A 15,443-nucleotide genomic window follows, 5' to 3' on the forward strand; every position below is an offset into this window, starting at 1 on the left:
GTCCAGTGTTCGTTCGGCAGAAACTCATCACGGCGTGCCTGGCTTGCCTGCTCACATGGTGGGCGGCCGCGCTATCGGCATTTGCGCAGGCTGACGAGACACCGAAGAACATCACTCCACCGGTTGCGGCGTCCCAACAGGTCGGCGGGCAGTTTTTCGAAAAGCACATCCGTCCATTGTTCGTGCAACAGTGCTACGAATGCCACGGTCCCGACGCAGGAGACGGTGATGGCGCATTGCGGCTCGATTCGTTGGCCGGTCTGTTGCGCGGCGGAAAGTCCGGCCCCGCGATCACGCCGGGCGACCCCACACGAAGCCTGCTGATTCTGGCGGTGAAGCATGACGGGGCCGTCGCGATGCCCCCCAAACGCAAGCTCGACCAGCAAGCGATCGACGCGCTGACGGCGTGGGTGCGCATGGGTGCGCCCTGGCCCGGAGAGAATGTGGGCACGGCACGACCATCTGACGCTGCGGTCGCCACGGATGAATGGAACGAACAAGCTCGCAACTTCTGGGCCTTTCAACAGCCGCGCCGACCAGCACCTCCGCAGGTGCGCGACGAAACCTGGTCGCGCACCGCGATCGACCGGTTCTTAAGGGAGAAGCTCGACGCTGCCGGGCTGACTCCGGCACCCCGCGCTGACAAGCGCGCGCTGCTCGCGAGGGTGACGTTCGATCTCGTGGGACTTCCACCCAGCGAAGCCGAACGTCACGCTTTTTTGAGTGACGACGCTCCGGATGCCTTTGCGCGGGTTGTCGATCGCTTGCTGGCTTCTCCGCGCTATGGAGAACGCTGGGCACGCCATTGGCTCGACGTCGTCCGCTACGCAGACAGTAACGGCATGGACGACAATCTCGCCTATTCTGACGCCTGGCGTTATCGCGATTATGTGATCGGTGCCTTCAACGCCGATCGCCCCTTCGACCACTTCGTGCAGGAGCAACTTGCCGGCGACCTGCTGGCACTCGAAGAGCCGGCGCGCCGTGACGAATTGATTGTCGCTACCGGGTTCCTGGCCATTGGTCCGAAGATGTTGGCAGAAGACGATCCGGTCAAGCAACAGCTCGACATCGTTGACGAGCAGCTAGATACCACTTGCCGGGTCTTTATGGGGCTGACGATGGGCTGCGTACGCTGCCACGATCACAAGTTCGATCCCCTATCGGTGAAAGACTATTACGGAATGGCGGGTATCTTCAAAAGCACCCGCACTATGCTTTCTTACCGAGTCGACTCGAAATGGAACGCCACCGGGCTGGGCACGCCCGAGGCCATCTTCCGACTGGAGGACCTCGAACAGATCATCGAGCGCCACGACAATGCGTTAGTGAACGGCAATACCGGCGCAATGTCGGAGGCAGAATGGAACGCCCACACCAAATTGCTGGCCGACGCCCGCCAGGAGTACGCATCGATTCCGAAGGCGATGTCAGTCAGCGACGGCACGGGCGAAGACCTGGAAATCATGCTGCGGGGAAACCATCTGACACCCGGCTCGCTCGCGCCGCGTCGATTTCCGGCAATTCTGGCCGGCAGTACACAACCGACGTTCGACAAGACTGCGAGCGGCCGGCTGGAACTGGCCCGTTGGCTGACGAGGGCCCAGCACCCTCTTACAGCGCGCGTGATTGCGAATCGAGTGTGGCGCTGGCACTTTGGACAGGGGCTCGTGCGCTCGGTCGACAACTTTGGCCGGCTCGGCGAGCTTCCCTCGCATCCGGAATTGCTCGACTGGCTCGCGACGCGCCTCGTGGCAGACGGCTGGTCGCTCAAGCAACTCCATCGACAAATCGTGCTCACCGAGGCGTATCAGATGAGCAGTGCTTGGAACGAGCAGGCAGCCCAAATCGATCCCGAGAATCGTCTGCTGTGGCGACGCACGCGGCAGCGCATGGATGCGGAAGTCTTGCGCGATTCGCTACTTACTGTTGCCGGATCGCTTGATCTGACCATGGGAGGAACGCTGCTGACGACGACACCGTTTCAGAATCTCGGCCTGGAAGGGTTGGCTCGTAAGCCGGAACTTTATCAATCGAATCGTCGCAGCGTCTATCTGCCTGTGCTGCGCAGCGCCCTGTATGAGATGTTTCAAGCCTACGATTTTCCCGATCCCGCCACGCTGAATGGCGATCGGGCGACGACCACCGTCGCGGCCCAGGCGCTGTTTATGCTCAATAGTGATCTCGTCGCGCAGTCGGCGGAACGATTGGCCCAGATCGTGTTGGCCGACGCGACCCTCGACGATGCGCAACGATTAAAGCAAATCGCCCTGCGGATTTTCGGGCGTGAGGCAGCGGAGGACGAGCGACAGGATTGGCACCGCTTTCTGGCACGCTATGAAGCGGCCCCATCGCTCTCCGCAGAGAGCCCAGAGCAGCGCCGTCGCGCGGCCTGGCAAGGGCTATGCCGATCGCTCCTCTCATCAAATGAATTCATCTATGTCCCGTAAAAGTATGACTGGTCCGCAAAAAAGTCACCAATCGCGCAGCAAACAATGGCCGCCGCTTGCTGATCAGAAACGACCATTATGACACCTTCTAATCTCGGCTCGCACGTGACGCGACCGCAGTCGCGCCGCGACTGGTTGTTGCAGACCGGCGCAGGTTTCGGCGGGTTGGCGCTGTCGGCGTTGATGGCCGATTCGTCCCATGCCGTGGTCGATCCATTAGCAGCGAAGAGTCCGCACTTCGCGCCACGCGTCAATCGCGTCATCATGCTCTTCATGTTCGGAGGTCCGTCGCATCTCGACACCTTCGATCCAAAACCCATTCTCACGCGCGATAGTGGGCGGCCGCTCGCCGCAGAGAAACGGCCTCGCGTCGTGTCATTCCCGAATCGCATGGGGAATCTCGTTGGTTCACCCTTCGAGTTCGCACAGCATGGCGAAAGCGGTACGTGGGTCAGCTCGCTGTTTCCGCATGTGGCGACGCACGTTGACGATTTGTGCGTGATTAACTCGATGTGTTGCTCCAACTCGCGCCATGGCGGCGCAGTGCTCGAATGGCACACCGGCACGGACACGTTCGTTCGTCCCAGCATGGGTTCGTGGATCACATACGGTCTGGGAACCGAGAATCAAAACTTTCCCGGCTACGTGACGATCTGCCAGGACTTGTCGCAAGGGGGCGCTAACAATTTCGGTTCGGCATTTCTGCCCGCGATGTATCAGGGAACAGCACTAGGCCATGCCGGTCTGAAACCGCAGGAGGCCAGAATCCCGTTCCTGGGGTCGAACGCTACGGCACGTGATCGGCAGCGGCTCGAGATTGACCTGCTCTCCCAGATGGAACGGCGCCAAGCGGTTTCCCGCGGCCCCGATAACGAGTTAGAAGCCCGCATCGCCTCGTTCGAGTTGGCGTATAGCCTGCAGGGCGAGGCGCCCGAGATGCAAAACCTCGCGGCGGAGTCGGCAACGACGCACGCGCTGTACGGTCTCGACAATCCGGAAACGGCCGACTTCGGCACGCAGTGCCTGTTGGCTCGCCGGTTCTCGGAATATGGTGTGCGTTTCGTGCAGTGCAATCTGAGTGGCTGGGACGCGCACAACAAGTTGAAGGAGGATCACGGCCGGCTAGCCCGCGCGATCGATAAACCGATCGCCGGCCTGCTGACCGATCTCAAGCGACGCGGGCTGTGGAACGATACGCTGGTGATTTGGGGCGGAGAGTTCGGCCGGACGCCTACCTGCGAAGGAACCGACGGTCGCGATCACAATCCGCATGGCTACACAATGTGGCTGGCGGGTGGTGGCGTCAAGCAGGGCATTACCTGGGGCAAAACCGACGATTACGGCTACTACGCGATCGAGAATAAGGTGCACGTCCACGATCTGCACGCCACGATTCTGCACCTGCTAGGGCTGGACCACAAACGACTCACGTTCAAATATGCCGGCCGCGACTTTCGTCTGACCGACGTACACGGAGAGTTAGTAGAAGGAATCCTCGCTTGATGGCTCGTTACGCGAAGGCAGCCTACCAAAAAAACGCAACAACCCGTCGCGGCGACGGTAGCCAAAAAAAGTCACTCACATCGCAACTGGGTGCATTTACCAACAAAAGAGAGTTTAGACGATGGCTGATCAAACGCGGCGCGAGTTTTGTGTCAACGCCGGCGGAGCGCTGGCTGCCACGGCCTTGGTCTCGGCCGACTTGCTGGCAACGGTGAAGGCTGCCGACAGCTCATCAACTCGCGAACCGGCTGCGATTCCCCCGCATCGTCCACAAACGGTCGACGGAGTGCATGCCTACACGGATCGTGTATCTGTCGCCGCGGGGGACACGGTGCGTTTTCATGTCAGCAGTTCGGTTCCGTATGAATTACAGGTGTGTCGGCTGGGAATCGACGTCGACAGTCCGGCGCTCGACGAGGTGCTGCATACGTTTGCTCGCGCACAGGCGCACGTGCAGCCGATTCATCCTGGCTCGTACCTGGTGGCCGACCAGCCGCTGGCAGCGGGAGAGGACCTGCCGCCTCTAACGATCGAGCTGTGGGTCCGCCGCTGGCGCACGCTGGCGCGGCAAGCGCTCATCAGCCAATTCGATAATCCAGGCGGCTGCGGGTTCGCATTGTTTGTCAACGAAGATGGTTCGCTGGGATTCTATCTGGGTGATGGCGGCGCATTTCAGGAAAGCAACCTGCACACAACACCGGCCGATCAGCTGAAAATGCAGATCAATCCAGAAGGATTGAAGACGTTTCCCGACAATGCTCCAAGCTCGGTCCTATCGAACCAGTGGCATCACGTGGTGGCGGTGTTTGACGGGCAGGAAAAGCAAATTTGGGTTGACGGTCGTGAGGTTGGTCGGTGGAAGCATTCCGTTCCGGCCCGGCCGGGCGCGGCGCCCTTGCGCATCGGTGCAGCAGGAAAAGCGGGGCGTGCCGATTTTTTGCTCGATGCCGATCTGGCACTCCCCGCGATTTATGGCCGGGCGCTAACGGCCGACGAAATCTTGGCGCGGGCGGCCACACGTGGACTTGTCCCGGCTACCGGACCAGGACTATTGGCCTGCTGGCCACTCGACGAAGAGCAGGGGGAGCGCGTCGCCGATGGCAGCGGAAATGGCCGCGCTCTACGCATCATCAACTCGGCGACGTGGATGATCGGCGGTCCCAGCTTCAACCCCGACGTGCCACGGTTTGGTAATTACGATCCGACGAAGGATGCCGAACGCGGGCACGGTCTGCGGCTCGCTTCTGACGATTTATACGACTGTCGTTGGCAGGCTTCTCACGAGTTTCGCGTGCCGGAAACGGCGCGCTCGGGGATCTACGTAGGTCGCATTCGCTGTGCCATCGACGGTGAAGAGCGGATGTACCACACCCTGTTTATCGTGCGGAAGGATCGCGCGCGACCCAGGGCGCCGATCGCCTTTCTCTGCTCGACGAATAGTTGGAAGGCCTATTCCGCGACTCCTTTCTGCCCGGCCTGGCCAGGCCTTAAAAAATCGATCGGCAACAACGGTCCGGCCAACAGCGCTGGCGATCCTCCGGCATTTTGCTTCTACCGCGTTCATCAAGCGGGGCAGGGGACGTATCAACTTGGTTTCCGCATGCCCTGGCCCGTCGTCGGTCCTTATACGCTGATGGGGCCCGCCGAATGGGACTACAGCCACCTCTGTCGTCAGGATCGATTTACACAGACCTGGCTGGAGCGGCAAGGTTACGACTACGACGTGCTGACCGATACAGACTTGCAACTCGATCCGCAGGCTCTCGACAGCTACAAGGTGCTGGTGGTCGTCGGGCATAGCGAGTATTGGTCGTTCGAGGCGATGGGGCGGGTAAGCCAGTTTCTCGACCGTTGCGGGAATGCCGTCGTACTTTCGGGCAACACCGCGTTTTGGCGCGTGTCGTTCAATGCCGACGCATCGATCATCGAATGTCGCAAAGGAGACGCCCCGGGCACGCAGGTGCGCGCCGACCGGCGCGGAGAAATGTGGCACAGCCACGACCGGCGTCGGGGGGGGATGTCGCGCGAGTGCGGCTTTCCAGCCTGGAAGTTGTTTGGGCTCGAATACTTTTCATTGATGGGCGTGGGAGTGCCTGGCGTCGGGCCGTACAAGGTGCGCAATCCTGAGCATTTTCTATTTCGCGAGCCGATCTCGCTCGACCTGCGTGCCGGGGACTCGTTCTGCGGAGCCGGGGACAAGGCGTTGCCGCAGCCGATCGGCCACGAAGGGGACGTGCGCGTCTCGATGATCGCGAAGTATCTTGTCGAAGCGCCGCCCCCCGGTGCCATACAGCCCACGGAGGATCCTGCTGGCATCTCGTTATTGGCGGATGGGTTCGTGGATGCCGAGAAAATTCCCTTCGCCTGGGACTATTTTCAGCGACCCGTTCCCTTCGGCAAAGGGCCACAGATTTCCGTTGGCGCCGAGATGATCTATTGGGAGCGTCCTGCCGGAGGTCGCGTGTTTCATTCAGGATCGATCAATTCTGGATCGACGCTGGCGCTCGACGACAAGTGGTCGGGGCTGATGCAAAATGTGCTAAGTCATTTTGGCGCGAAGCAAGCGTGAAGTAGCTCTGAGGCATTTATCGGTGGGTTCGTAAGTCGCCGCCGCCAAAGCTGGCAAGAAACGGGACAGAAACAGGCATCGTCCGCGACAAATGCGGACGGGCCCATTCCCCTGGAAGGAGGCATTTGTGGCGGCTTCCGATCCGACCAGCATGTCGCCGCCTCACTCGGTGGCAGTTAGCCGTGGTTTTTGGCGGACTGTCCCCTGGCTGATGATGGTGGTCGCCTGCGGCCACTTCAATCGCATCGGCATCTCGGTCGCGGGAACCGAGCGGATCATTTCTCAGTACGACCTCGCTCCGCAGCAGATGGGCATGGTCTATTCGGCTTTTCTGCTCTGTTACACACTAGCCATGATTCCCGGGGGATGGTTCATCGATCGCTACGGGGCGCGGGCTGCGCTACTGGTGTGGGGAATTGGCTCGACGGTGTTTGTGGCCCTTTCCGGCGGGGTCGGCCTTGTGGCTGGGACCGCTTCGACGCTCTTAGCGGGACTGCTGGTCGTGCGCGCGCTGCTGGGGATCGTGAACGCGCCCTTGCACCCGGCATCGGCACGTATGGTTTACGAACACGTCTCACCGAGATCGAAAGCACTCGCCAACGGACTCGTGACATTTGCGGCCTGCCTGGGAATCGCGTCGACATACAAAGTGTTGGGAGGATTGATCGATCGCTTCGACTGGCCGACGGCGCTGTTATTTTCTAGCGCGTTGACGCTGGTCGTCACGGGGATTTGGGCCGGCGTGTCGCGTCCACGGTCGTTTGCAGAAGGTGATCATTCGCCTTCACACCAGCAGCACTTCGATTGGTCGTCCCTGTTACTTGTTCTACGGCACCGCAATGTGGTTTGCATAACGCTCAGCTATACGGCGATGGGATACTTCCAGTATGTGTTCTTCTATTGGATCGAGTATTTCTTCGAGAGCGTGCAACATGAATCACGTCAGGTCGCCCGCGACTATTCCATGTGGGTAACGCTGGCGATGGGGGCGGGAATGGTGTTGGGAGGTGTTCTCGCGGATCGGGTGCCGCGCAGCCTGCCGCCACGCGTGCGCGGGGCGATCGTTCCGGCGCTCTCGATGCTCTTTAGCGGCCTGGCTTTCGAAGCCGGACTGCTGGCAACGGATCCACAAGTCACGCTGGCGGCGTTTGCCTTGGCCGCGGCGTGTATTGGTGGCTGCGAAGGTTCGTTCTGGACGACAGCGGTCGGGCTAGGGGGACGATACGGCGGAATCGTGGCAGGATTGATGAATATGGGCGGCAACACGGGCGGCACCCTCTCGCCGTGGATTCTGCCGCTACTGGGAGGGGTCTTTGCCCGGGAGTATGGCTCTGACGTCGGCTGGCGGCTGAGTATGTCTGTGGCCGGCGTGATCGTGATTTTGGGCGCCGCATTGTGGTGGGGCATCTGCCCTGACGAGGACAATAACAGCGTGATTTCCGCACCGGGCGCAACGAGTTTTTGAATCATCGCACCAGGACGTGTTGAATGCATACAGTCATCGCCGGCCTCCGTGATTCCGTGAGTTCATTCCTAACGCGGGAAAATCTCCGGATGATCGTCTGCGATCCAACCTGCGCGCAATCGAAAGCCTGATTGCTATTCTGGTGGGACTGGCTCATCATCAATAGCATGTGTTGCCTGGCGCACGGGCCCCGCCTGCTGTGGCCAGGCTGTCGCTTCGCGTCAGAATGAACCGGTTTTGATGTTTACCTTGAACGCTCTGCGAATTGACGATGTTCGATCCTGAAGATCTTGAGGCCCTGGCCGATGCCGTCCATACGCTGGAAAATCCAGGTCTGGCGATCCAAATCACCAACGTCGTCGGGCAACCGATGGAATACGCGCTCAAGAGTCTGCCCGACGAGATTTCGCAACGTATCGCATCGATCACGAATGCCGCCCTGCTTTCCGCACTGCGTGTAGCCACGTCGACGTTGCGGAGCAATGGCGATGTGCGTCCGTCGAATCGGATTCACAAGGCGCTCTCGACGTTGAGCGGTGCGATCGGGGGCGCCTTTGGAATTCCGGCCCTGGCTATCGAATTGCCTTTTTCGACCACAATAATATTGCGATCCGTGGCGGATATCGCCCGTGCTCAGGGAGAGAATATCCGTTTGCCGGAAACCCAACTGGCTTGCATCGAAGTCTTTGCGTTGGGCAGCCGGTCCAAATCCGACGATGCGGCAGACACGGGCTATTATGCCACGCGTACCGTGCTGGCGCGTAGCATATCCGAAGCAGGAAAATACATCGCCGAACGAGGCCTCGCCGAGGAAGGCGCGCCGGCCATCGTGCGGCTGATTACCAATATTGCAGCCCGATTCAAACTACCGGTGTCTGCGAAGTTCGCCGCGCAGTCGATTCCGGCGATCGGCGCAGCCGGCGGCGGTGCCATAAACCTGATCTTCATTAGCCATTTCCAGGACATGGCTCGCGGCCATTTCACAGTGCGACGTTTGGAGCGCAAGTATGGAGACGGCCTGATCCGGACGGAATATGATCGGATCAAGCGCAGTAACGAAGCGGCCAAGCGATGACACGAAGCGCGGTGGGCCCATTCGCGGCCGTTTCATTTGCCATCCCCTACCGAGTAAGTAGCGCATCTATTGTTGTTACCAAGTTCGACACCTTGAAAAAGTTTGAGGAACCATGTTTTCAAAGCTGCTGAAGACCGGAATCACGTCGTTGATATTGGTGGTGATCGCACACTGCGTCTCGGCGGCCGTGCCACCGGACAAACGTTATGTGATTATCCACGCCGATGACGCAGGCATGTCCCATTCCGTCAATATGGCCACGATCGAAGGCATGGAGAAAGGGATCGTCTCGTCGGCCAGCATCATGGTCCCCTGTCCCTGGTTTAAGGAAATCGCCGCCTATGCCAAGGCGCATCCCGAGAAAGACTTCGGCATCCACTTGACGCTCAACAGCGAGTGGAAGGACTATCGCTGGGGGCCTGTGGCGCCGCGCGAAGCCGTGCCCAGTCTGATCGACGCGGAAGGATATCTATGGGGAGGCGTGCAAGATGTCGCCAGCACGGCTAAGGCGGCCGAGGTCGAAACCGAATTGCGGGCGCAGATTCAACGGGCCATCGATTTTGGCGTGCCGGTCACGCACATCGATACGCACATGGGCGCCGTCGTCAGTCGGCCCGACCTGATCGAGGTTTACGTCAAGCTGGGCCTCGAGTTCAAGGTACCGGTGTTCTTTATCCGGGCGCTCAACGTTGGCATCGCGGCGACCAATCCGCAGGTGCGGGCCCGCGGCGCCGAACTAGTCAAAATGCTCGATGATCATCATCTGCCCGTACTGGACTTCATGACCCAGTACTACACGGGCGAGAGCTATGAGACCAAAAAGAAGATGTACCTCGACGCGATCAATGAAACGCAGCCCGGCGTTCGCTATCTGATTATCCACTGCGGATACAACAATGACGAGCTACAAGCGATTACCTCTAGTTCGCAGCTGCGCGACAACGATCGGCGCGTCTTTACCGATCCCCAGATGATCGACGCCGTAAAGAAGTCTGGTGTGGACGTGATCTCGTGGAAGCAACTAAGCGAGATGACTGGCAAATAAAGTCCGACCAAGAACGTGTCCCTGTGGCGTTCATGCACGTCGCCGACCTGTTACTGTTGATGGCAATCTGCATCTGTTCGTCGGGGCGACATTGCGGTGGTTAACGCGCACAAAGTGCGACGACGCTAGCGCATCCGTGTCAATCCGACCGGACTGCAAGTGGGTTGGTACCGACCTGCATCGCCGGTCGTAGCGGTATTGGTTATTGCATCGCGCAGCGCCATGCAATCACCTTGGTGCGAATTCAGGGATTGCAGAAAGTTAATAGCGCCGCGGCATTTCTTGAGGGAAATGGGCCGCAAACAGACGAAAACTATCTGACCGCCGGAAGCGGATTGCGCTACGATTCGCCCCAGGCGATGATTCGTCGAACGTGATTGCTTAGATAGTGCCGCACGGCTCTCGCCCGTTGGGCCCAGGGCTGAATCGCACTCGTGGCAACCTCGACGGCGCCCGCGCAAGGTCCGACCGCAAAAAGATTGACGGTTTTATCAACCCGAGGAGACGCATTTATGAGCATCGCAGAGCACGAGACCGCGAATGTGGCCGCAGTAGCCGTTGACGAACTCGTGTCGGTGATTGAAAGGGTGGAACGGCTGGAGCAGAAAAAGTCGTCCATCGCGGCCGATATTCGCGACGTGTTCGTGGAGGCAAAGGGGGCCGGTTTTGACGTCAAGGCCATCCGCGAAATCATAAAAATCCGGAAACTAGACCCACACAAACGCGAGGAGCAGGAAACCTTGCTCGACGTGTACAAGCGCGCGTTGGGCATGGCTGACGATGTGGAGGAACGAGACGAAGCCGCCTGATAGCCGCGATATTCCTCTGCACTGGCGACAGCGACTTTTCACCGGGAATTGGCTGCCTTGCAGGGTGTCGGGTATTGCTCCGCGACTGATTCGGTCGCGGAGCAATACGGCCGGTCAGGTCATTTGCAATTGCGGTCCGCGCGGCCAATAGCTAGTTTGTGGGGCGTCGTTCGGCCCCTCAATCAATGGAGTTGCAACTATGGCGAAGAAGAACGCGAAGAAATCGGGTGGTATCGCGGGGATTGCAATCATCGACGATGCGACGGATGATTTGCGTCACGAGACCAATGGAGATTCTGCGACCGCACACACGCCTGCCGAGAAATCTCGCCCCAAAGCCAAGAAAACCGTCGACCAGCCCGCCAACGGACATTTCGCCGTCAGCGATATCAAGAAGGCATCCGCATTCGCCAATTCCATCGGCGGTCTCGACAAAGCGATCGCCGTGCTGCAAATCTTGAGGGTGGCTAAAGACGTACAGTAAGACCGTACGTTAGGATGCTCGGTCGGTAAAGCATGCATTAGTCGCGCGTTCTTGTCGTCTTATGTCATGGCCAAATCGTCGGACAAGCATCACGCGCGCGGTGTTGGCGGGTTTGTGCGGGTGCGCGGCGCTCGCGAGCACAACCTGAAGAATATCGACGTCGACATCCCGCGTGATGCGCTGGTGGTATTTACAGGGATCTCGGGCTCCGGCAAATCCAGCCTGGCATTCGGCACTCTTTATGCCGAGGCACAGCGGCGATACCTGGAGTCGGTATCTCCTTACGCTCGCCGTTTGTTCCACCAGATGGCCGTGCCCGAGGTGCAGGCGATCGAAGGCCTGCCGCCGGCCGTGGCCTTGCAGCAGCAACGGGGTACTCCGACGGCGCGCTCGTCAGTCGGGAGCGTAACGACGCTATCGAACCTGCTGCGGATGCTTTACTCGCGGGCCGGCCGCTATCCGGCAGGCCAAGAGATCATCTATGCCGAAGGTTTTTCGCCGAATACTCCTGAAGGTGCCTGCCCCAATTGTCATGGTCTGGGGCGGATTTACGACGTCACCGAGAGCTCGGCAGTTCCCGATGATTCGCTCACCATTCGTCAGCGCGCGATTGCTGCCTGGCCACCTGCTTGGGGCGGACAGAATCAGCGCGATATTCTGGTTACGCTGGGTTACGACGTAGACAAGCCGTGGCGAGAGTTATCCAAAAAGGATCGGGATTGGATCCTCTTTACCGATGAACAACCGGTCGTGCCCGTGTATGCCGGATTCACACCGGCCGAAACCCGAGCTGCCCTCAAACGCAAGCTCGAGCCGAGTTACATGGGCACGTTCTCCGGTGTGAAGCGTTATGTGTTGCACACCTTCGCCACGACGCACAGTGCGCTCATGAAAAAACGGGCACTGCGCTTCATGCTGGCCAGCGATTGCTCGTTGTGTCATGGCAAGCGGCTGCGGCCCGAGTCGTTGGCTGTGACGTTCGCCGGAATCGACATCGCCGAGTTATCACGGCTGCCGCTCAAGCGGGTGGCACAATTGTTGCAACCCTATGCCGACGCGACCGCGCCGGAATTGAATCGACAGCGAACGGCGCATCCTGAGCAGGTCCTGGTAACCACGCGAATCGCCACGGATCTTGTTGCCAGGCTGAAAGCACTGTTGGACCTGGGCCTGGGTTACCTGGCGCTCGATCGGAGTACTCCCACGCTGTCCCCAGGCGAGTTGCAGCGATTGCGGCTGGCGACGCAGCTCTATTCCAACTTGTTTGGCGTTGTGTACGTGTTGGACGAGCCATCCGCCGGCCTTCATCCGGCAGATACAGAATCGCTGCTGGCAGCACTCCAGGCGCTGAAACAAGCCGGCAACTCGCTGTTCGTAGTCGAGCATGAAATTGAAGTCATGCGGCAGGCGGATTGGCTGGTCGACGTCGGGCCCGCCGCGGGGCAACATGGCGGAGAAATCCTCTACAGCGGTCCGCCCGACGGGCTGCGCCATGTGCGTAGTTCGCAGACCGCGCGTTACCTCTTTGCCACGCATCGAACCGAACCTCGCGTTGCGCGAGTCCCATCGGGTTGGTTGCGATTAAATAGTGTCACGCGCAACAATCTATCCGGCATCAATGTGGATTTTCCGGTTGGTGTCTTTACCGCGATCACTGGTGTATCGGGTTCGGGAAAATCGACGCTGGTAAGCCAAGTGCTCGTCGAGCTGGTGGCCGAGTCTCTAGGACACGAACTTCCGGCCGAGGACGAGGAGTTGGATCCGCTCGAGCGCGCTGCGACGCTGGCAACCGGTGGACGCATCGCCGCAGGCGGAGAGCTGATTTCGCGGCTCGTGCGTGTCGATCAAAAGGCGATCGGCCGCAGCCCGCGGTCGAATCTGGCCACCTATACGGGCATGTTCGACCACATTCGCCGTCTTTTCGCCGCCACGAAGTTGGCCCGATCGCGACGCTACGACGCCAGCCGGTTTTCATTCAATGTTGGTAAAGGGCGCTGCGAACATTGCCAGGGCGAGGGCTTTGTCATGGTGGAACTGTTGTTCCTGCCCAGCGTGTACGCCCCGTGTCCGACCTGCCAGGGAACACGATACAACGCCAAGACGCTGGAGGTGCGTTATTGCGATAAGAATATCGCCGAGGTGCTCGGTCTGACCGTCGACGATGCGTGGGAGTTTTTTACAGAGGTATTGGTCTTGGAGCGCGGCCTCTCAGTATTGCGAGAAGTTGGACTAGGTTATATACGCCTCGGCCAACCGGCGACGGAACTATCGGGCGGCGAAGCCCAGCGGATCAAACTTGCCACTGAGTTACAACGCACGCAGCGCGGCAAGTCGCTGTATGTGCTCGACGAGCCGACGACCGGATTGCATCCCTCCGATGTCGAAAAGCTGCTAGGCCAATTGAGCGGTCTGGTCGACGCTGGTAACACGGTAATCGTTGTCGAGCATGACATGCAGGTCATCGCCCGCAGCGACTGGATCATCGACATCGGCCCCGGCGCAGGAGACGAAGGGGGCCAGGTAGTGGCAACCGGCACGCCGGCCGAAGTGGCGCGCCATCGCCACAGCCGCACAGCGCCGTACCTGCAGCGTCAACTTTAGATAGTTTAGATCAAGCTGGCGGGCCTAATTTGCGCGGCAACGCACGCGATAGCCAAACAGCGTCAAGAGTCCCAGCCCCAGCATGACCATCGTCGACGGCTCGGGCACGGCCTTGCCAAGCTCGAAGGGAGAGAAGCTGCTGGTGACGTACGTAATCGTATGGTCAGTCGTGTTGACTGTGCCGCCGAACTCCCAAGCTCCGGCGCCGCTGTTGGCGGTCGTATCGAAGTGCCAAATCCCCAATTGCGATTGATCCGTCCCGGCCGGTAGTAACGCGGGGTCGTAATGGAAGACCAAGGTTGCCGTCTGACCGGTGGGCAACCCCGTATATTCCACGGTCCAGATCTGTGGATTGACCGAGAGACTGCTTGTCGAGAGGCCAAAGACAGGATTGGTTTGCGCGGCGGTGACCGCTTGCTGCGACAGGCCTCCCGAGTTGGGAATCTGCTGGGCGGAGAACGTACCGCCATTGGTGGTCCCGCTCAGGTCCATCGTCACGCCGCCGGGCGTCGTGGCGCCGCCCAGCACGCTGGCTTGCGTGGCGTTCGGAGCAACAGTCGCGATATTCGTCGAACCAAAATGCGCGGTCGACAGGGCATCGAGAGTAAACGTCCCCGTAGAGCTACGGGGGCCTGAGCCGGCTGGTTCGGTGTAATGACCGGAAACGCTCAATGTCCAATCGCCCGAGCCGGCTCCTCCCGTTTCAGCTAACGTCCATTGGCCCGCGGTAACGACATCGTTGTACGGAGTGGCCGGAAAAAACTCGCTGGTATTGTTCGTAAACGTTTCTGTCAGACCGCCGCTAAGGACATTGAAGTCCGTTGTATTCGCGGGAAAGTTGCCGCCACTCCCCGTGAGCGTTCCGCTACTGAAGTCGAAGCTCAAGCCGGTGTAATTGATGACAACGCCGGGCGTGGTGCTGGCCACAACCATGGGAGTATCTTGCTGGTAGTAACCATCGCCGCCTACGAATCGAATGTTCGTCGGCGTGTCGGTCAACGGATCGAAACTCACTAGAAAGTGCCCGCTAACAGAACTCACATTGCTGCCAGGCGAGACGGGCCCATAGGTGCCGTAGATACCACCGACGGTGGAATACTGGAACGTGCTTTGCGTCGGGTCGATCGAGAAAACGACATTCTGATCCGCGGCCGCGGCTTGCGACACCAACGTCGTCAGCATGGCAGCCAACGCAAGCGCTGTTACTTTCCCTGCACGAATGCCAATCATAGAACCCCCTGTAAGAATTCCGTGGGAAGACTGACGGATACGAATACGCCCGCGCTATCCGAAGGGGCCCAGGAAATGGTCCGAATTGCGCCTGATCGCGCACATTATCCGGAACCGAGAACACGCGCAACCCGGGCACCGTGTGGAAGGTCAAACGCGAAGAACGACGTTTGGTTAGCGGGCCCTGCGCTAGAGAGAAGCGAAGCGATTAC

General features: G+C 59.6%; 10 protein-coding genes. 9 read left to right on the forward strand and 1 reads right to left on the reverse strand.

Annotated features, from left to right (window positions below):
• Nucleotides 1-5 precede the first annotated feature (5 nt).
• From VGG64_05725 to VGG64_05765, 9 genes are all read left to right on the forward strand, one after another.
• Nucleotides 6-2,450, forward strand: coding sequence for a PSD1 and planctomycete cytochrome C domain-containing protein (locus tag VGG64_05725; GenBank protein HEY1599079.1), 2,445 nt, complete (start codon nt 6-8; stop codon nt 2,448-2,450).
• Nucleotides 2,451-2,528: 78 nt separating this feature from the next.
• Nucleotides 2,529-3,953 (forward strand): DUF1501 domain-containing protein, encoded by a 1,425-nt coding sequence (locus tag VGG64_05730; protein ID HEY1599080.1) that lies wholly within the window; start codon nt 2,529-2,531, stop codon nt 3,951-3,953.
• Nucleotides 3,954-4,074: 121 nt separating this feature from the next.
• The gene (locus VGG64_05735) at nt 4,075-6,522 is read left to right on the forward strand and encodes a LamG domain-containing protein (protein ID HEY1599081.1); all 2,448 of its coding nucleotides are present in this window, start codon (nt 4,075-4,077) and stop codon (nt 6,520-6,522) included.
• Nucleotides 6,523-6,649: 127 nt separating this feature from the next.
• The gene (locus VGG64_05740) at nt 6,650-7,987 is read left to right on the forward strand and encodes an MFS transporter (GenBank protein HEY1599082.1); all 1,338 of its coding nucleotides are present in this window, start codon (nt 6,650-6,652) and stop codon (nt 7,985-7,987) included.
• Between the two features lie 271 nt (nt 7,988-8,258).
• Nucleotides 8,259-9,062, forward strand: coding sequence for an EcsC family protein (locus VGG64_05745; protein HEY1599083.1), 804 nt, complete (start codon nt 8,259-8,261; stop codon nt 9,060-9,062).
• 112 nt (nt 9,063-9,174) lie between these two features.
• Entirely contained in the window at nt 9,175-10,107 is a 933-nt protein-coding gene (locus VGG64_05750) for a polysaccharide deacetylase family protein (GenBank protein HEY1599084.1), read from the forward strand.
• A gap of 512 nt (nt 10,108-10,619) precedes the next feature.
• Nucleotides 10,620-10,916, forward strand: coding sequence for a DUF2312 domain-containing protein (locus VGG64_05755; protein ID HEY1599085.1), 297 nt, complete (start codon nt 10,620-10,622; stop codon nt 10,914-10,916).
• 199 nt (nt 10,917-11,115) lie between these two features.
• On the forward strand, nt 11,116-11,400 hold the full coding sequence (locus VGG64_05760; GenBank protein ID HEY1599086.1) for a hypothetical protein: 285 nt from the start codon (nt 11,116-11,118) through the stop codon (nt 11,398-11,400).
• Nucleotides 11,401-11,466: 66 nt separating this feature from the next.
• Nucleotides 11,467-14,001 carry an excinuclease ABC subunit UvrA gene (locus VGG64_05765; protein HEY1599087.1) on the forward strand — a complete coding sequence of 845 codons (2,535 nt, stop codon included), beginning with the start codon at nt 11,467-11,469 and terminating at the stop codon, nt 13,999-14,001.
• Nucleotides 14,002-14,025: 24 nt separating this feature from the next.
• On the opposite strand, the gene VGG64_05770 is transcribed toward VGG64_05765, so the two are convergent.
• A complete protein-coding gene (locus VGG64_05770; GenBank protein ID HEY1599088.1) occupies nt 14,026-15,231 on the reverse strand; it encodes a PEP-CTERM sorting domain-containing protein in 1,206 nt (401 codons plus the stop codon).
• Between the last annotated feature and the right edge of the window lie 212 nt (nt 15,232-15,443).

Source organism: Pirellulales bacterium (assembly GCA_036490175.1).
In the GTDB taxonomy this organism is placed as follows: Bacteria; Planctomycetota; Planctomycetia; order Pirellulales; family JACPPG01; genus JACPPG01.

Coding starts and splice junctions, on each gene's coding strand:
- VGG64_05765 (HEY1599087.1), top strand. CDS start 11,467: ATGGCCAAATCGTCGGACAAGCATCACGCGCGCGGTGTTGGCGGGTTT.
- VGG64_05735 (HEY1599081.1), top strand. CDS start 4,075: ATGGCTGATCAAACGCGGCGCGAGTTTTGTGTCAACGCCGGCGGAGCG.
- VGG64_05770 (HEY1599088.1), bottom strand. CDS start 15,231: ATGATTGGCATTCGTGCAGGGAAAGTAACAGCGCTTGCGTTGGCTGCC.
- VGG64_05730 (HEY1599080.1), top strand. CDS start 2,529: ATGACACCTTCTAATCTCGGCTCGCACGTGACGCGACCGCAGTCGCGC.
- VGG64_05750 (HEY1599084.1), top strand. CDS start 9,175: ATGTTTTCAAAGCTGCTGAAGACCGGAATCACGTCGTTGATATTGGTG.
- VGG64_05745 (HEY1599083.1), top strand. CDS start 8,259: ATGTTCGATCCTGAAGATCTTGAGGCCCTGGCCGATGCCGTCCATACG.
- VGG64_05760 (HEY1599086.1), top strand. CDS start 11,116: ATGGCGAAGAAGAACGCGAAGAAATCGGGTGGTATCGCGGGGATTGCA.
- VGG64_05755 (HEY1599085.1), top strand. CDS start 10,620: ATGAGCATCGCAGAGCACGAGACCGCGAATGTGGCCGCAGTAGCCGTT.